The following is a 17148-nucleotide window of genomic DNA, read 5'->3' as shown; positions in this document are numbered from 1 at the left end:
GGAGACCGCGATGAAGCGCACTTTTCAACCGTCGAACTTAGTTCGCGCCCGCCGTCACGGCTTCCGCGCTCGTATGGCAACCAAGGGTGGCCGTCTGGTGTTGGCAGCCCGCCGCGCCAAAGGTCGCAAGAAACTGTCGGCTTGATTTCTGCCCGACGTTGGCTTTCTGACTGACCTCGCGGGTCGGATACAGGAGTATATCATGGCACCGCCGAAGATATCGGACGCTGGCCCAACCGCCGAAGCGTCCGAAACGTCTCCGGCGGTTTTCGTATGTCTTGAGACAATGAAGGACCGCCCCGACTATCTGCGTACGGCGCAGGGTCGCCGGCAGGGCACTGGCAGTTTTCTGTTGCAAGGCCGCGCGCGCGGTGACGATCAAGCTACGGTGCGGATCGGCTTCACGGCCTCAAAGAAAATTGGCAACGCAGTGGCCCGCAATCGCGCGAAACGCCGGATGCGGGCGTTGGCGCGCGAGGTTTTGCCAATGCTGGCGCGGCCCGGTTGGGATTACGTTTTGGTTGCGAAGCCAGAAGCGACGGTTTCGCGCAATTACAAAGACATGCTGGTCGATTTGGCTACGGCGTTGGCCTCAGTTCACAAGGCCCGCGCATGACACCGCTGGCGCAAATCGTGGCTCTACCGGTGCGCGGTTATCGGTTGGTGCTAAGCCCATGGGTCGGCAATGGCTGCCGATTTCAACCGACATGCTCGATCTACGCGCTGGATGCCCTCGAACGTCATGGTGCGGCAAAGGGCGGCTATCTGATGCTGCACCGAATTTGCCGCTGCCATCCCTGGGGGGGGCACGGTTATGATCCGGTTCCCGGAACTGATCCGGAGTTTGACGCAACGCGGTAAACCGCGGGTCTGCTGGGCAACTCTCAACCCAAGCGTTAACAACCGGTGGAACATTTAATGAAAATGCTTCACAACTTCTCGGTGAAGATTAACCTTCCGATTACCCATTTTCCCTAGCTTTAGTCTGTCGGGGTGCTTCCGCCCCGGCTGGATATAGGGCTGGGCCAATGTTATCAGATTTGTTGGGCGCCTTCTCGACAATTTTCCGCCGACTGGGCGATGCCGTGCGCCGACCGGAAGCGTTCGTATTTTTGCCCGCACTTACCTTGGCCGCATTCTGGTTGGGTGGTGAACAAAATCTCATCCTCATCGCCCTTGGCGCGCCGCTATTGTTCGCAATTTCTGGTGCAGTTCGGCGGGTACCACCCCCCGCGCCAAGGTGGGATGTGCTGGACGGGTTGTCACTGCGGGCGCAAATTGTGGGTAGCATTGACGCCACGTTGCGCGAATCTCACCTGAGTGGGCACACAACCGCATGTCTTGTGCTCCAATTTGATGATGCCGACCGCATTGTGGATCAGCACGGACGCGCGGCACAAACGGAGGTGCTTGCGCGTTCAGCCGAACGCATTTGTGCGTCTCTCCGCCTGGGCGATGTCGTGGCTCGTTTAGAAGGTGGCGGCTTTGCTGTGGCGTTGGCGCCAGTCCGCAGACTTGATGTTGAAACCGTGGTGCAGGTCGCGGCGCGGCTACAATCGGCGCTCTCCGCCCCCATCAGCCTGAATGCCACGCGCATTTATGTGACTTGCGCTATCGGATTTTGCTTGGGCTTTCGCGCGCCACAAGCTGCCGGGTCCAGCCTGCTCAATGCAGCCCAAATCGCCGCTGATGAGGCTCTGCGCCAAGGCCCGGGCGCGATCCGAAGCTTTTCCGAGGATATGGCCGCCACCCGAGCCGACCGCAACGCACTGCGCATTGAACTGGAGCATGCGCTTGACGAAGGGCAGATCCGCCCACATTTCCAACCGCAAATCTCTACTCATACCGGAGCGATCAGCGGGTTTGAGGCGCTGGCGCGTTGGTATCATCCCGACAAAGGTTTGATTTCGCCCGCAGAATTCCTGCCGATGATTGAAGACGCTGGCCTAAGTGAGCGGCTGGGCGAAGTAATCTTATATCACGCACTGACAGCCCTTGTCCGCTGGGATCGCGCCGGTCTGAACGTACCAACTGTGGCGGTTAATTTTTCATCGTCCGAACTGCGCAACCCGCGTCTGGCCGAAAAGCTGAAATGGGAGATGGACCGCTTTGGTCTTCAGCCGAAACGACTGTCCGTTGAGGTGCTGGAAAACGTCGTTGCGCAGACAGACAGTGATATCATCGTCGCAAACATAGCGGCACTGGCCAAACTGGGATGCGGCATTGATCTGGACGATTTCGGGACAGGCCATGCCTCAATCACCTCAATTCGGCGGTTTGCGCTGCGGCGCATCAAAATTGACCGCAGCTTCGTGGCCAAGCTGGACGAGGACCGAGAGCAACAAAAGATGGTGGCTGCGATCCTGTCGATGGCCGAACGGTTAGGGCTGGAAACGCTTGCCGAAGGTGTGGAAACCCCCGGAGAGCATGCCATGCTGTCACAATTAGGTTGCGGGGATGTGCAAGGTTTCGGCATCGCACGTCCGATGCCCGTAGACGAAACGATGGATTGGATCGCACGCCACCGCCTTAAGCTCGGAACAATTCCACGCATTGGATCGCGGGCGCAGTGACGTCAACCGAAGTCAAATTGCCGCGAGGTCCGCGAATAGCAGAGCATTCCAGCTGCCAAGCCTGCCGAACAAGGGAAAACCGCTTGACCTTTGCCGCACCCTATCGTTGAACCACGCCTGACCCTGAACAGGAATGGTGCTTGTCCCGATGGACGATCAAAACAAGAATCTCATCCTCGCAACCGTGCTTAGTTTCCTCGTGATCCTAGGCTGGTTTGTCGCTGGACCTATGCTTTTCCCGCAATGGTTCCCGGCCGAAACGCAGGCAACTGACGCGCCTCTCACCGCCGCGCCGGACGCACCTGCCGCCACGGCCCCCGCAGGCAGCGTGGCATCGACCGAGCCTTTGCCAGAAGCGCCGCGCCTGACGATTGACACCCCGAAGCTCGCAGGATCGATCTCGATGCTGGGCGGACGTTTCGATGACCTGTCTTTGAAGACCTATCATGAGACCATCGAACCCGGCTCGCCTACTGTGAAATTGCTCTCCCCCGTCGGCCAGGGCACGCCTTACTACGCAGTTTTCGGCTGGGCTCCGGGCGTGGGACTAACGGTTGACGATGTGCCGGGTGCGAAAACCGAATGGCAAATCGCTTCCGGCGGCACACTGTCGCCTGGCAAACCGGTGACTTTGCACTGGGAAAACGCCAAGGGGCTGAAATTTCTTCGCACTATCGCGGTCGATGACGATTACATGTTCACTGTAACAGATTCAGTGGAAAACAGCGGCACCGTTGCGGCAAACCTCTATTCCTACGGCATCGTGGCCCGCCACGGCTTGCCAAAACTGCAGAACATCTACGTCGTGCATGAAGGCTTGGTACGCCGCACGGATGGCAGTCTCGAAGAACTGAAGTATTCCAAGTTTGCCTCATTGGCGGTGAATGACAATGAAGGTTATCCAGCCGAAGTAACCGCGGCCGCTACGGATGGCTGGATCGGCTTCACCGACCACTACTGGATGACAACGCTGATTCCAGAGCAGGGCAAGCCTTATACTGCCGTTGCGAAGTTTGTCCCCGGGTCTGACATCTATCAAGCCGAAGTGCGCCAGCCTTTAATGACTGTTGCCCCCGGCGCGAAGGTCGAAACTTCGACTCGGATGTTTGCGGGCGCCAAAGAGTGGGAGGCAATTCGTGACTATCAGGACAAAGCTGGTATCCCGGGCTTCATCGACTCGATCGACTGGGGTTGGTTCTTTTTCCTGACAAAACCAATCTTTTTCGTGCTGCATTGGCTGCACGGTCTGATCGGCAACATGGGTCTGGCGATCATTGGATTGACGTTTATTCTGAAACTTCTGGTGCTGCCGCTTGCGTATAAATCCTACGTCTCGATGGCGCGGATGAAGGAATTGCAGCCCGAGATGGAGGTGTTGAAAGAGCGCGCTGGGGACGATAAGCAAAAACTGCAAAAAGATATGATGGCGCTTTATAAAGAGCGCAAGGTCAATCCGGCGGCAGGGTGCTTGCCGATATTCATCCAGATTCCGATCTTCTTCTCGCTCTACAAGGTGATTTTCGTCACCATCGAACTGCGGCAATCTCCATTCTTCGGCTGGATTCGTGACCTCTCTGCACCGGATTCCTCGAGTATTTTCAACCTGTTCGGCCTGCTGCCTTGGAGCGCGCCCGAGCCGCACACTTTGCTTGCAACGATTTTCATTGGCGTGCTGCCGATCTTGTTGGGTATAACGATGTGGCTGCAACAGAAACTGAACCCAGCCCCAGCGGATCCGATCCAGCAACAACTGTTCGCTTGGATGCCGTTCGTGTTCATGTTCATGCTCGGCGGTTTTGCGAGCGGTTTGGTGATATACTGGATCACCAACAACACGATCACTTTCACCCAGCAATATCTGATCATGCGCAGCCACGGCCACAAGCCGGATATCTTCGGCAACATCAAATCCGGCTTTAAAAAGCCCGCGGCGGTGGTCAAGAAATGACAGGGCGGCTGGCGCATATTTGCCGCCACCCAATCAAGGGACACGGACGCGAAACTCTCGCGTCCGTTCGTCTTTTCGCGGGCGAGTGTATGGCTTGGGATCGCCACTGGGCAGTTGCGCATGAGGCGGCGAAGCTTGTACCGGGTTGGAATCGCTGCGTAAACTTTGCGCGCGGCGCTAAGGCTCCTGCGCTTATGGCGATCACTTCACGCTTGGATGAAGCCACTGCAACGGTCACTTTGCATCACCCCGAGCGTGGCGAAATCAGCTTCCGGCCGGACGATCCCACTGACCTGCAGCGCTTTCTGGCATGGGTCACCCCGCTCAATCCGCCCGAACGGGCGCAGCCGGTGGCAATTGTCACTGGTGGGCGCGGCATGACCGATACCCAGCTTCCGGCCCTGTCCATTCTGTCCACGAATTCGCTGGCTGATCTGTCGGCTCGGATGGGAATCGCTTTGTCAAAGGACCGTTGGCGAGGCAATGTTTGGCTGGATAACGTCGAACCCTGGGCGGAATTAGGCTGGGTGGGCAAGCACTTAGCGATTGGTGGCGCGGTGTTCAAGATTGAAGAACGCATCGAGCGTTGTAGTGCCACGACGGTTGACCCCGAGACCGGTCGGCCAAATGCGCCAACGCTTGTAGCGTTGAACACGCATTTCGGCCATCAGGATTTTGGCCTTTACGGCGTAGTTGTGGAAAGCGGGCCGATTGCGGTCGGCGATGAATGGAGATTGGCATGACGAGCCTGCAATTCACTTTGGCTCCCGAGCCAGAATTCACCTCGCGTGAGGCTGGTCGCTTGCTGTTCGCAGGGCCGGTCGATTTCGTTAAAGGCGTCGTTGCGATGTCGGGACTGCCCGAACCGGATCGGTTAGAGGTTTGCTTTGCGGGCCGCTCGAATGTAGGGAAATCGAGCCTCATCAATGCCTTGACAGGCCGCAAGAACCTTGCGCGGGCATCGAACACGCCGGGCAGGACGCAGGAAATCAACTATTTCGCTCTGGGTGAGATGAACCGTTTCCTCGTCGATTTGCCCGGTTACGGCTATGCCGAAGCGCCGAAACCCATAGTGGCAAAGTGGCAAGCATTGCTGAAAGCCTATCTTGCCGGGCGGCAAACTCTGCGCCGGGCCTTCGTTTTAATCGACACAAGGCACGGCGTGAAGGCCGTAGATGAGGAGATCATGGATCTGCTAGACCGCTCGGCTGTGACATTTCAGGTCGTAATGACGAAGATGGACAAGGTTTCAGCGGTCGAACGCGATGCCAACATCGAACAGGTTAAAGGCGCGCTGGCAAAGCATCCGGCGGCTTACCCTGAATTGGTTGTGACCAGTTCGGAAAAGGGTGACGGAATTGAGACGTTACGGGCGATCATCGCCACGCTGGTTTGAAGTCTCTGCCAAGTCTTTGAGAACGCGTTGTTAATCCCTTGTACTAACTAAAAGTTAATGACCCATAAAGGGTACATAAATGGGCCAGAAAACGGCCACGGTTTTTGCGGGATTTGACGTCGGGGTGCGGCATTAACTATACCGCGCGAATCAGTTACACGTGCTGACCGCCGTTGATTTGAATCTCGGTGCCGGAAATGTAGCTCGACTGCTCGGAACACAAAAACCAGATAGCGTCAGCGACTTCCTGCGGCTGGCCAAGGCGACGCATTGGCAGGTGTTCGACGATCTTGTCGGTGCCGGGCGATAGGATTTTGGTCTCTACCTCTCCCGGAGCAATCGCGTTCACGCGCACACCTAACGGCCCGAAATCATGCGCCATCTCGCGGGTCAGCGCAGCTAGGGCGGCTTTTGAGGTGGAGTAGGCGGCGCCCGCGAAGGGATGCACCCGGGAACCAGCGATTGAGGTGACGTTCACGACCGAACCTTTGGCGGCGATCAGTTCGTCTTGCAGGCCGCGGGCCAAAATCACGCTGGCGAAGAAGTTGACGTGGAAGACTTGGCCCCAGGTGCGCAGATCGGTCTCAAGGGTGTTCAGCCGTCTGCCGCCGTCGCCTTTTGGGGAGATCCCGGCGTTGTTGACGAGGGCGTGGAGTTTGCCGTTCAGTTTCGCCTTGATCGCCTCTATCGCCGCGATGGTTTTGTTGGGGTCGGCGAGGTCGATCTGGATGTGGTTTTCCTCACCGTTGGGCCACGGGCAGCGCGGGTCGAAAGGGTGGCGCGAGCAGGTCAGCACCCGCCAGCCTTCGCCGCCGAAACGCTTGACGGTTGCGTGACCGATTCCCCGGCTTGCTCCGGTCAGGACGAGGGTTTTTTGCTCGGGCATTTGGAACTCCTACGATGGTGCGAGGCTAGGGCATTGCGGGGCGATTGCAAGAGTGTCCGCGCGTGGCGGGTTGTCTCGGGTGAGGGATTTCAACAACTTAGCGAGGGGTCATTTACCGGAAATTAAGCTTTGCCGCGACACAAAAGCTTTGCTTGGCAGGGGGGGCTAAAGGGGCTATCAGGCAAAAAAACCGGAGTCTTCCCCATGCAAAAGCAGACCCTGACGATGACCGATGCGATCAGCACCGCAAAGATGCTTTCCGAGGCCCTGCCCTATCTACAACGCTTTGAAGGCGCGGTGGTGGTGGTGAAATTCGGTGGCAATGCGATGGGCGATGATGCCGCGATGGCAGAGTTTGCCCGCGACGTTGTGCTGATGCGGCAGGTCGGGGTGAACCCGGTTGTGGTGCATGGCGGCGGGCCGATGATTAACGAAATGTTGACCAAGCTGGGCATCAAATCGGAGTTCGTGCGCGGCAAGCGGGTGACGGACAAAGCGACGGTCGAAGTGGTTGAGATGGTGCTATCGGGCTTGGTTAACAAGCGCATCGTGCAGGCGATCATGGATGCAGGCGGCCGCGCGGTGGGGATTTCCGGCAAGGACGATGACCTCATGGTTTGCGTGGCGGACGACCCGGAATTGGGCTTCGTTGGCCGTCCGGTAGAGATGAACGTGCAGGTTTTGCGCGATTTGTATAACGCTGGAATCATTCCGGTGGTGGCTCCGGTCGCGACGGGCATGGCAGATAATGAGACGTTTAACGTCAATGGCGATACCGCTGCAGGGGCTATTGCGGGCGCGCTGCAGGCGGATCGTTTGCTTTTGTTGACCGATGTGCCGGGGGTGAAAAATGCTGCGGGCGAGGTGATGACGCAGATCACGCCGGAAGAAATTCGGCAGATGACGCTGGATGGGGTGATCTCGGGTGGGATGATTCCGAAGACAGAAACCGCGCTGATGGCGATTGAGGCGGGGACGCGGGCGGTGACGATTCTGGATGGTCGCATCCCGAACGCCTGTCTGTTGGAGCTGTTCACCGATCATGGTGCTGGGTCGCAAATCCGCTCTACGGTGCCGCGCGTGACGCCTCGGGTGAAACGCTGAGACTTCATCTTGGCCTAAATACTCCCGCTGGAGGCTCTTTTGGCTTGCCTTCAATGCCTCCGGCACGAGTATTTGAGCCATTGTGAAAGGCGGGCGATGCTGGCTGAGATCGAAGCGATGGCGGCGCGGCATTTTCTGAGCGTGCTGGGCGGATTTACTTGCGACGGTGAAGCTGGGTTGCCAGCCGGAACCCGCTCGGTTCTGCTGCTCGGGCCTGCCGAGCCGGGGTATTGGGCGCATGTGAAATCGCAGCCGGAGTGGCAACAATTCCAAACGGAAGCCAAGCATGACCCGGTGGATCGCTGGTCGCGGCGGGTGATTGGCGGGATGGCTTGCGATCTCGGCGCGAAGGCGCTGTTCCCGTTCGGCGGCGCGCCTTATCACCCGTTTTATCAGTGGGCGTTGCGAACAGGACGGGTTTGGGACAGCCCGGTGAAGCTGTTGGTGCAAGCTGAGCAGGGGTTGATGGTCAGTTTTCGCGGCGCTTTGGCGTTGAAACAGCGGGTCGAGGTTCCGGTGGCGGAGCGGCCTTGTGACACTTGTGCGCGGCCTTGCGTTTCGGCTTGCCCGGTGGGGGCGCTGACCGAGGCTGGGTATGATGTGCCAGCTTGTCGCGCGTTCTTAGATCAGCCGATGGGGGCGGATTGCCTGAATTCGGGGTGTGCGGTGCGACGGGCTTGCCCGGTGTCGCAAGCGTATGCAAGACTGGCCGAACACTCGGCTTATCACATGAGGATGTTCCATAAATGAAGCGTTTGATCCTTACGCGGCACGCGAAATCAGCTTGGGACGACCCGCTGACGCCGGACCACGAACGGCCTTTGAACGAGAGGGGTCGCGCCGCTGCGGCGGATTTGGGGCAATGGCTGGCCTCGCGCGGCTATCTGCCGGAGAAGGTTTTGTGCTCGGATGCGGTGAGGACGCGGCAGACTTGGGCGGGGATTGCGCCGGCTTTGTCGGGTAATGCGGTGCTGGAGTTGAAACCGGCTTTGTATCAGGCCGGGGTCGATGTGATGCTGGCGGTTTTGAAACACGCGAAGTCTGATGTGGTTTTGATGATCGGGCACAATCCGGGAATTGCGGAGTTTGCCGAGAAATTGGTGGCGAAGGCTCCGCTTAATCTGGAATTTGCGCGCTATCCGACTGGGGCTACTTTGGTGGTCGATTTTGCGGTGGATGCTTGGGATCAGGTGGAATTGGGCAAAGGTATCACGGTGGATTTTGTTATTCCGCGTGAGATGGTGGTTTAGGTGCCGCACGTGGACAGCTTGATTGCGGCTGCCATATCAATAGCTTAGGTTTTAACGTAAGAGTTTGTTAACCAAAAAGGCGCCCGAGGGAGGGGCGCCTTTTTGTTTTTGATGTTCGGTGTAAGGGTGAGCCCCGCCTAACTTAGTGCCCCAAAATCTGGCTGAGGAATAGCTTGGTGCGTTCGGATTGCGGATTGTTGAAGAACTCGCGGGGTTCGTTTTGCTCGACGATCTGGCCTTGGTCCATGAAGATCACCCGGTTGGCGACGGCTTGGGCGAAGCCCATTTCATGCGTCACACACAGCATGGTCATGCCTTCTTCGGCGAGCGAGATCATGGTGTCGAGCACCTCTTTGATCATCTCTGGGTCGAGGGCCGAGGTCGGTTCGTCAAACAGCATGATGCGCGGTTTCATGCAAAGTGAGCGCGCGATGGCGACGCGCTGCTGTTGGCCGCCGGAAAGTTGGCCGGGAAACTTATGCGCCTGCTCGGGGATTTTCACCTTGTTGAGGAAATACATCGCGGTCTCCTCGGCCTCACGCTTGGGAACCTTGCGGACCCAGATCGGGGCCAAAGTCAGGTTTTCCAAGATCGTCAGATGCGGGAACAGGTTGAAGTGCTGAAACACCATGCCGACTTCCGAGCGCACTTTGTCGATGTTTTTCAGATCGGAGGTAAGCTCGGTGCCGTCAACGATGATCTGGCCTTTCTGGTGTTCCTCCAGCCGATTTATGCAGCGGATCAAGGTGGATTTGCCGGAACCCGAAGGGCCGCAAATGACGATACGCTCGCCCTTGTTCACTGTCATGTTGATGTCGCGCAGCACGTGGAAGGTGCCGTACCACTTGTCCATGTTGGTGATCTGGATCGCCACCTCATCAGAGATTTGCATCTTGCTGCGGTCGATTGCTGGTTCTGCCATGATGTAAGTCCTTGATTTAACGGTGATCGGTCTTCAGCTTGTTCTCCAGATACATCGAGTATCGGGACATGCCGAAGCAGACGATAAAGAAGATGCCGCCGACGAAAATGTAAGGCTCCCAGTAGATGCCTTTCCAGTTGATGTCGGCGCGCACGATGGTGGTGATGCCGCGCAGCGGATCGGCGAGGCCAACGAAAGACACAAGGGTGGTGTCTTTGAACAGGCCGATGAAGGTGGAAACGATGCCGGGGATCGAGATTTTCAGCGCTTGCGGCATGATGATCAGCCGTTGCGCCTGCCAGTAATCCAGACCCAAAGCGTCGGCGGCTTCATACTGACCACGCGGCAGGGCGGCGAGGCCACCGCGCACCACTTCGGCATTATAGGCGGCCGAGAACAGGGTGACGAGGATGACGACGCGCAGGATCAGGTCGAACTTGGTTTGCGGCGGCAGGAAGTATTGCAGCAGCAGCGAGGCGACGAACAGCATGGTGATGAGTGGGACGCCGCGGACGAACTCGATGAAGCCGACCGAGAGGGTTTTCACCAGCAGCATGTCGGAGCGGCGGCCTAGCGCGAGCAGGATGCCGAGGGGTAGCGAGATCGAGATCGAGGCGACGCCGATGACGAAGGCGAGCAGGAAGCCGCCGAATTTGTCGGAAGGGACGTAGGTTAGGCCGAACGGCAGCAGGGCTTGCCACGCGGTTGAGATGTAGGTTTGCAGGAAAAGCCACCAGAGGCAGGCGGCGAGAAATCCGGTGCTGGCCCCCATGACTGCGCCGAGTTTTGGGGCGACGAGGCCGTAGACGACCACCAAGACGACAAAACCCAGAAGGGCGGTGATTGGCCCCCAGATTGAGCCGCCCCAAAGCATCCAAAGCGCGAAGAACGGGAACAACAGGGTGACGATCAGCAGGCGGCGCGGTTGGATTGCGGCGATTGCGGTCAGACCGGCGAACAGCAGGATGGCGAGCACGGTGTGGTAGGAAAAGCCATCCGCGCCGATCAGACTGAGCACGGTTAATATGCCGACCACGCCGCAGAGGCGCGACATGGCGCGTTTGTTGTCGGCGTATAGCACCGGGGCGAGGGCCACGAACAACAGGCCGAAGGTCAGGATCGGCCGCCACCACAGATCGGGCGGGTAGAAGCCGAAGATGAACTGGTGCCAGCGTTCGCGGATCATCGCCCAGCAGGCGCCGGAAGCATCGGGTCCGGCGCTGGCGGTGACGATCGCGCGGCAGTCGGACATCGAATTGGCGTCGCTCCACACGCCGTTTGCCAGCCACGGCCAAGCGAGTGAGACAAGTTGGTAGAGTACGTAAGCTGCGAGCAGCGTCAGGATGCTGTTGAACGGGCCAGAGAACAGGTTGGCGCGCATCCAGCGGATTGCGCCGCGCTCTGATATTGGCGGCTCGGCGGGTGGCAGCATTTCTGTGCGGACATAAGACAATGACATCTTAACGCTCCTTCAGTTTGACAGAGGCGTTGTAGGCGTTCATCACCGCCGAAATGATCAAGCTGATGATCAGATAGATCAGCATCATCAGGGTCATACACTCTAACTCTCGGCCGGTTTGGTTCAGTGTGATGCCGCCCAAAGTGCCGCGCAAATCGAGGTAGCTGACGGCGATGCCGAGCGAGGTATCTTTGGTCAGCGACAGATATTGCGAGATTAGCGGCGGGATGATCACCCGCAAAGCTTGCGGCAGGATCACCAGATTCATCGTGCGGCTGGGACGCAGGCCAAGCGCGTAAGCGGCCTCGGGTTGGCCCCGGCTGATGGCCTGGATGCCAGCGCGGACGGTTTCGGCGATCACCGAAGCATAGTAAAGCGTCAGCGCGACGGTCAGCGCGGTGAAGGAATGGGCGATGGTAATGCCGCCCTTGAAGTTCACCAGCTTGGCGATTTTGCCGGTAAGCACGGGGTATTCCCAATGCAGACCCAGTGCGAACATCAAGAGAATGAACGGGACTGCCAAGATAAGCGTCGATTTCCACCATGTTGTGGGCCGAAATCCGGTGGCCTCTTGGGTGGCCGCAGCGCGGCGGAGCAGCACGCGGTTGGCGTAAACCGAACCTGCGATCACCGCGAGAATGGCGATGAGCGTGAGGTTTAGCGAAATCGGGCCGACCTCAATGGTGGGAAGCGGGCGTGACAGTAGCGGGGCGGGGATGTTGGTGCCGCGGTTGGTGATGGCGACGCTGTCAAAGAACATCATTGACGCGGCGGGCTTTTCGCCAGCGGTTGTCATCGCCTCGGTGACGCGGAAATCAATCGGTGACGGGCGGGTTTCCGAGAACACCACGAAAACGACGATGATCCACAGCAGCAGGGGCACGTTGCGGAAGATCTCAATGTAGACGGTCATCAGGCGGGCGACGAGCCAGTTGTTCGACAACCGCAGCACGCCGATGATGACGCCGAGGATGGTCGAGAGGATGCAGCCGACCAATGCCACGACGAGGGTGTTCAGCAAACCGACGAGGGCGGCGCGGAAGTGGGTGGAATCGTTGCTGTAGGGGATGAGATGCTGGCCGATGTCGTAGCCGGTGCGGTTCCACAGGAAGCCAAAGTTGATGTCTTTGTCCTTGGCCGCAAGGTTCTCAATCGTGTTATTTGCCAGCCAAGCGACACCCAGCAGAAACAGGATCAGGACGATGATCTGAATGGTATAACTGCGGTAGCGGGTGTCGTTAATCAGCATTCCCAGCCGAAAGTGTGCTTTCGGTGGCTCGGTGGCGAGCGTCATGTGGATTCCCCCTGCCCTGCCGCTGCCGGACTTTTGCCGGTCGTTTGGGAGCGGTTCTCCCTGCGGTCAGGTGATGTGCCGGATAAAGGTGAAACGGGCGCGGATTTCACCGCGCCCGAGTTGTATCTACCGGAAAGGTGGAGCGTATTGCAGGCCGCCTTGGGTCCACAATGCGTTCAGGCCGCGTGCCAGACCGATTGGAGTAGAGGTGCCGATGTTGGCTTCAAAAATCTCGCCGTAGTTGCCCGAAGCGGCGATTGCGCGCTTGGCCCACTCTTTATCGAGACCCATCATCGCGCCCAGATCGTCATCGCCGACGCCGAGCAAACGCTTGACTTCCGGGTCAGTCGTGGAGGAAGCCACTTGGTCGATGTTGGCTTTGGTGATGTTCTTTTCTTCAGCCTCAAGCAGCGCGAAATAGGTCCAACGGACGATATCGCCCCAGTTGTTGTCGCCATGACGCACGACCGGGCCAAGTGGCTCTTTCGAGATGATTTCTGGCAGGATGATGTTGTCAGCCGGAACCGCCATCGAAGCGCGCGAAGCAGCTAAGCCCGATGCATCGGTGGTGTAGGCATCGCAAGCGCCGCTGTCGAACTGACGCAACGCTTCGGAATCGTCAGCAACGTTGACCGGGGTGTAGGTGATGTTGTTGGCTTTGAAGAAGTCAGCCAAGTTCAGCTCTGTCGTGGTGCCAGTTTGGATACAAACGGTCGCGCCATCAAGCTCTTTTGCCGAGGACACACCGAGGTCTTTTTTCACCATGAAGCCTTGGCCGTCATAGTAGTTCACCGCAACGAAATCGAACTTCAGATCGGTGTCGCGCTGGAACGACCAGGTCGAGTTACGGATCAGCACGTCAACTTCGCCGGAAGCCAGCGCGGTGAAACGGGTTTCGCCAGTGGTAGGCACGTATTTGACTTTGGCCGCGTCGCCGACAACGGCTGCCGCGAGCGCTTTGCACAGATCAACGTCGAAGCCTTTGTAAGCGCCAGCAGCATCAGGTGCGCCGAAGCCTGTCAAACCGATGTTAACGCCACAGATCAACTCGCCACGGGCTTTGACATCATCCAGCGTACCAGCAAAAGCTGACCCGGCCAGAACTGTCGTGGCCGCCAGTGCGCCAAAGAATACGGATTTTTTCATACTTACCTCTTCCTGAGTTCCGCCCGTTTTTCGGGCGAAGGTTATGTGCCCCACAGATTTGCAGGTGCGTTCCCGATGACAGTATAGGCTGTCAGTGTCGTTGATACTCCGACATAGGCACGCGTTCGGTCAAGCAAAACTGCCAATATAACGGATTTTAGCTTGGTCACACCGCTTTGGAGCCTTCATGCAGTTAGATTGCGCAAAAATCGACCCGGAGGAAAGAAGATTGTTACCCGCACAATGCAAAAAAGTGCGCGGCCTCGATCAATGCCTGCCGTTTAAGCGATTCTAATGCGGCTGCATCCTCATCGACACCCCAAAGCTCGTTTTGCCAGGTTTCATCGATTCGGCTGAGCCGCCAAGCCTCGTGCACAGAAAGCCTGCCACGGGTGACGGCGAGGGCGAGCACCAACGAGCCGGAGATCGCGATCAGATCATGCACGGCGGCGAGTTGGAACGGCGTGAAGGCATGAACATGGCCGGTGAGTTTGTCGATGGAGGGCTGCGGTTGGCGGATGTGCATCACGCCAGCCGTGGCGATCAGCGGCGCGCGCAGGGCTGTGGCGGACCACGCGAGCAGCGGATCCCAAGCGTCGGCCTGACGGTTGACCAGTTCTTCGGGATCGGTGGCGCGGTAGCAGAGCAGATCGGTTTCGCCGTAGCGGGCAAGGTCGCGGGCAACTGCGTGGAATTGGACCGCGACATTATCCAGCGCGGAATTGGCGGCGCGGGTGGCGGGCATGGTTTCAGGACGCACGCGGCCTTGTTGGGCATCCCACTCGGCAGCAATGATTTGCGCCATCTGTAGGGTGGGCAGGACCAGCAGGCGTTTGGCGGGGGTTTTCACCGCGCGTCCGTCGAGTGTTATGGTGAAACCGCCGTCACACGGTTCTGCAACGGCTTGTTTCCAAAAGCGTTTGGCAGTCCAGCCGCTCATTCGCCACCTGCGAACGGATCGGCTGGGACTTGGTTTTCGCCCCAGTCGAGGGTCTTCCAAGTGCGGGCCATATGTTCGGGCAAGGGCGCTGTGAAGGTCATCATTTTCTTCAGGATCGGATGCTCGATGGTCAGCATACGGGCGTGCAGGTGCAGTTTGCGAGAGATATCGCCGCCGATGCTGGCACCCCAACCGTCGCCCATGTTCTCGGTGCCGGATACGCCATATTTGCTGTCGCCCAAGATCGGATGGCCGATTTCAGCCATATGGGCGCGGAGTTGGTGGGTGCGGCCGGTAACAGGCTCCAACGCCATCCACGACAGGCGGCTGCCTAAGAACCACAGGGTGAAATAGTCGGTCTGCGCGCGTTTGGCGTCGGGGTGTTCGGCCATTTTGGCGGGGTGGATGCAGATCATTTTCTCATCGCCGTGACGACCGCCACCGGACTTTTGCAAACCGTATTTGATCGAGCCTTTGCGGGGGTGTGGGACGCCAGCGACGGCGGCCCAGTAGATTTTGCGGGTAAGGCGGTGGCGCAGGGCTTCGGAAAGCGCTCGTGCCACGCGGTCGGTGCGGGCGAGCATCAACAGGCCCGAGGTGTCTTTATCGAGGCGGTGCACCAGTTTGGGGCGCTCTTTGTAGCCGAACTTCAGGGCTTCGGTCAGGCCATCGACGTGGCGGTCGCCTTGGCCGGAACCGCCTTGCGACGGCAGCCCGGGGGGCTTGTTGAGGATGATGATATGCTCATCCTTCCACAGCACGGCATTCTGGATCATCTTTTCATCGGCGGCAGAATAGCTGCCCGCGCGACGCTGCACCGGGGCTGCTGCATCAGGCAATGGCGGGATGCGGATGGTTTGGCCGGGGGTGACGTGATCGGACGCCTTGCAGCGCCCGCTATCGACGCGGACTTGGCCGGTGCGGCACATCTTTTCGACATGGCCTTGAGTGACTTGCGGAAAACGCCGCTTGAACCAGCGGTCAAGGCGCTGTTCGCCTTCGTCTTCGGTGACATTGATCAGTTGAACGTCGCTCATGCGAGGGCTCCACGTGCTAGGTAAATTCCGGCAGCGAGGGCCGCGAGGGAAAGGATGATGCTGGCCGCGATATAGGCCAGCGCGGTGACGATCTCGCCGCGTTCCCACAGGGTGAAACTGTCGAGCGAGAAAGCAGAGAAGGTGGTGAAGCCGCCAAGAATCCCAGTCATCAGAAACGGCGCAAAGCGGGTGCCGCCCTTGAGCGCAAGGGTGACGACCAGTAAACCCATGACGAAGGAGCCCAGCACGTTGACAAACAGCGTGGCGTAGGGGAACCCCGGCCCGAACAGGCGCATTGCGCTGACGTTCGAGAGATAGCGCAAAGATGCGCCAATCGCGCCGCCAATGGCGACTTGGGAGAGCGTGTAGAACATCCGTTTTCCTTGGGCGCAGGCGGAGGATTTGTCAACGGGGCTTGGGCGGTTTGCAGGTTTTGAATATGCGCGGGCTCGCTTGGTATTCGGGAAGGACGCTCCGCAGGCAGTATTTGGGCCGATGTGAAATGGCTAAGCGTCGTTGCGTTTGGCGCGGAGTTTTACGAAATAGTCGATGCGTTTTTTGAGTTCACGTTCAAAGCCACGCTCGGGTGGGTTGTAGTAGATTGGGCGTTTCATCTCATCGGGGAAGTAGTTTTGCCCCGAAAAGCTATCTTCGGCGTCGTGATCGTAAGCGTAGCCCGCGCCGTAGCCGATTTCTTTCATCAGTTTGGTGGGGGCATTGCGGATGTGCAGCGGCGGCGGTTGGCTGCCAGTTTCGCGCGCAGAAGCGCGGGCGGCTTTGTAAGCCGTGTAAACCGCATTCGATTTGGGGGCTAGGGCGATGTAGACGAGGGCTTGGGCGAGGGCGAGTTCGCCCTCGGGAGATCCTAGGCGTTCGTAGGTATTCCACGATTCGAGGCAGATTTGTTGGGCTTGCGGGTCGGCGAGGCCGATGTCTTCGACGGCCATGCGGGTGATGCGGCGGGCGAGAAAGCGCGGGTCTTCACCGCCTTCGAGCATCCGGGCAAACCAGTATAGGGCAGCGTCGGGATCAGAGCCGCGCACCGATTTGTGCAGGGCTGAGATCAGGTTGTAATGTTCCTCGCCGGATTTGTCGTATTTGGAGGCACGGCGCATCAGGCGGGTGGAAAGCTGGTCGCGGGTCAGCGGTTTGTCTAGTTTCCAAGCGGTGACTTGCTCGATCAGATTAAGCAA

18 protein-coding genes and 1 pseudogene are annotated in these 17148 nt (G+C 58.5%); 10 read left to right on the top strand and 9 right to left on the bottom strand.

What is annotated here, in order from left to right; all coding sequences use genetic code 11:
• Positions 1 to 10 precede the first annotated feature (10 nt).
• The 7 genes from rpmH to yihA all read left to right on the top strand — a co-directional run bounded on the left by rpmH (position 11) and on the right by yihA (position 5917).
• Positions 11 to 145, top strand: coding sequence for a 50S ribosomal protein L34 (gene rpmH, locus JWS10_RS16985; RefSeq protein ID WP_008032609.1), 135 nt, complete (start codon positions 11 to 13; stop codon positions 143 to 145).
• A 57-nt stretch (positions 146 to 202) separates the two neighbouring features.
• Positions 203 to 616: a ribonuclease P protein component gene (gene rnpA, locus JWS10_RS16980; RefSeq protein WP_299509004.1), complete on the top strand. Its 414-nt coding sequence runs from the start codon at positions 203 to 205 to the stop codon at positions 614 to 616.
• The gene (gene yidD, locus JWS10_RS16975; protein WP_299509003.1) at positions 613 to 861 is read left to right on the top strand and encodes a membrane protein insertion efficiency factor YidD; all 249 of its coding nucleotides are present in this window, start codon (positions 613 to 615) and stop codon (positions 859 to 861) included. The genes rnpA and yidD overlap by 4 nt, the downstream gene beginning before the upstream one ends.
• Positions 862 to 1028: 167 nt before the next feature.
• Positions 1029 to 2573: a bifunctional diguanylate cyclase/phosphodiesterase gene (locus JWS10_RS16970; RefSeq protein ID WP_299509002.1), complete on the top strand. Its 1545-nt coding sequence runs from the start codon at positions 1029 to 1031 to the stop codon at positions 2571 to 2573.
• 148 nt (positions 2574 to 2721) lie between these two features.
• Entirely contained in the window at positions 2722 to 4521 is a 1800-nt protein-coding gene (gene yidC, locus JWS10_RS16965) for a membrane protein insertase YidC (RefSeq protein WP_299509001.1), read from the top strand.
• Complete coding sequence (locus JWS10_RS16960; protein WP_299509000.1) at positions 4518 to 5264, top strand: MOSC N-terminal beta barrel domain-containing protein; 747 nt, start codon at positions 4518 to 4520, stop codon at positions 5262 to 5264. The genes yidC and JWS10_RS16960 overlap by 4 nt, the downstream gene beginning before the upstream one ends.
• On the top strand, positions 5261 to 5917 hold the full coding sequence (gene yihA / locus JWS10_RS16955) for a ribosome biogenesis GTP-binding protein YihA/YsxC (protein ID WP_299508999.1): 657 nt from the start codon (positions 5261 to 5263) through the stop codon (positions 5915 to 5917). Before JWS10_RS16960 ends, yihA begins: the two co-directional genes overlap by 4 nt.
• A gap of 154 nt (positions 5918 to 6071) precedes the next feature.
• Here the strand turns inward: yihA and JWS10_RS16950 are convergent, their stop codons facing one another.
• Complete coding sequence (locus JWS10_RS16950; protein WP_299480877.1) at positions 6072 to 6803, bottom strand: SDR family oxidoreductase; 732 nt, start codon at positions 6801 to 6803, stop codon at positions 6072 to 6074.
• Between the two features lie 225 nt (positions 6804 to 7028).
• Between JWS10_RS16950 and argB the strand changes: the two genes are divergently transcribed.
• The 3 genes from argB (at position 7029) to JWS10_RS16935 (ending at position 9157) form a co-directional block, all read left to right on the top strand.
• On the top strand, positions 7029 to 7907 hold the full coding sequence (gene argB / locus JWS10_RS16945) for an acetylglutamate kinase (RefSeq protein ID WP_299480913.1): 879 nt from the start codon (positions 7029 to 7031) through the stop codon (positions 7905 to 7907).
• Positions 7908 to 8003: 96 nt separating this feature from the next.
• Complete coding sequence (locus tag JWS10_RS16940; protein ID WP_299508998.1) at positions 8004 to 8657, top strand: ferredoxin; 654 nt, start codon at positions 8004 to 8006, stop codon at positions 8655 to 8657.
• Positions 8654 to 9157 carry a histidine phosphatase family protein gene (locus tag JWS10_RS16935; RefSeq protein WP_299508997.1) on the top strand — a complete coding sequence of 168 codons (504 nt, stop codon included), beginning with the start codon at positions 8654 to 8656 and terminating at the stop codon, positions 9155 to 9157. The genes JWS10_RS16940 and JWS10_RS16935 overlap by 4 nt, the downstream gene beginning before the upstream one ends.
• A 142-nt stretch (positions 9158 to 9299) precedes the next feature.
• On the opposite strand, the gene JWS10_RS16930 is transcribed toward JWS10_RS16935, so the two are convergent.
• From JWS10_RS16930 to JWS10_RS16895, 8 genes and pseudogenes are all read right to left on the bottom strand, one after another.
• Positions 9300 to 10079 (bottom strand): amino acid ABC transporter ATP-binding protein, encoded by a 780-nt coding sequence (locus tag JWS10_RS16930; RefSeq protein ID WP_299480869.1) that lies wholly within the window; start codon positions 10077 to 10079, stop codon positions 9300 to 9302.
• Between the two features lie 16 nt (positions 10080 to 10095).
• Positions 10096 to 11538, bottom strand: a complete 1443-nt coding sequence (locus JWS10_RS16925) for an amino acid ABC transporter permease (RefSeq protein ID WP_299508996.1) — start codon at positions 11536 to 11538, stop codon at positions 10096 to 10098.
• Between the two features lies 1 nt (position 11539).
• Positions 11540 to 12832: an ABC transporter permease subunit gene (locus tag JWS10_RS16920; RefSeq protein ID WP_299508995.1), complete on the bottom strand. Its 1293-nt coding sequence runs from the start codon at positions 12830 to 12832 to the stop codon at positions 11540 to 11542.
• 126 nt (positions 12833 to 12958) lie between these two features.
• Positions 12959 to 13978 carry an amino acid ABC transporter substrate-binding protein gene (locus JWS10_RS16915; protein ID WP_299480861.1) on the bottom strand — a complete coding sequence of 340 codons (1020 nt, stop codon included), beginning with the start codon at positions 13976 to 13978 and terminating at the stop codon, positions 12959 to 12961.
• Between the two features lie 232 nt (positions 13979 to 14210).
• Complete coding sequence (locus JWS10_RS16910) at positions 14211 to 14918, bottom strand: ATP12 family chaperone protein (RefSeq protein WP_299508994.1); 708 nt, start codon at positions 14916 to 14918, stop codon at positions 14211 to 14213.
• Positions 14915 to 15955 (bottom strand): RluA family pseudouridine synthase, encoded by a 1041-nt coding sequence (locus tag JWS10_RS16905; RefSeq protein WP_299508993.1) that lies wholly within the window; start codon positions 15953 to 15955, stop codon positions 14915 to 14917. Before JWS10_RS16905 ends, JWS10_RS16910 begins: the two co-directional genes overlap by 4 nt.
• Complete coding sequence (crcB, locus tag JWS10_RS16900) at positions 15952 to 16329, bottom strand: fluoride efflux transporter CrcB (RefSeq protein WP_299508992.1); 378 nt, start codon at positions 16327 to 16329, stop codon at positions 15952 to 15954. Before crcB ends, JWS10_RS16905 begins: the two co-directional genes overlap by 4 nt.
• A 132-nt stretch (positions 16330 to 16461) precedes the next feature.
• Positions 16462 to 17148: pseudogene (locus tag JWS10_RS16895) on the bottom strand (replication-associated recombination protein A); the annotation flags it as partial.

Source organism: Cypionkella sp. (assembly GCF_028290025.1).
In the GTDB taxonomy this organism is placed as follows: domain Bacteria; phylum Pseudomonadota; class Alphaproteobacteria; order Rhodobacterales; family Rhodobacteraceae; genus Cypionkella.
Note: the sequence above shows the minus strand (reverse complement) of the source record. Positions and strands in the feature narration are given on the sequence as shown.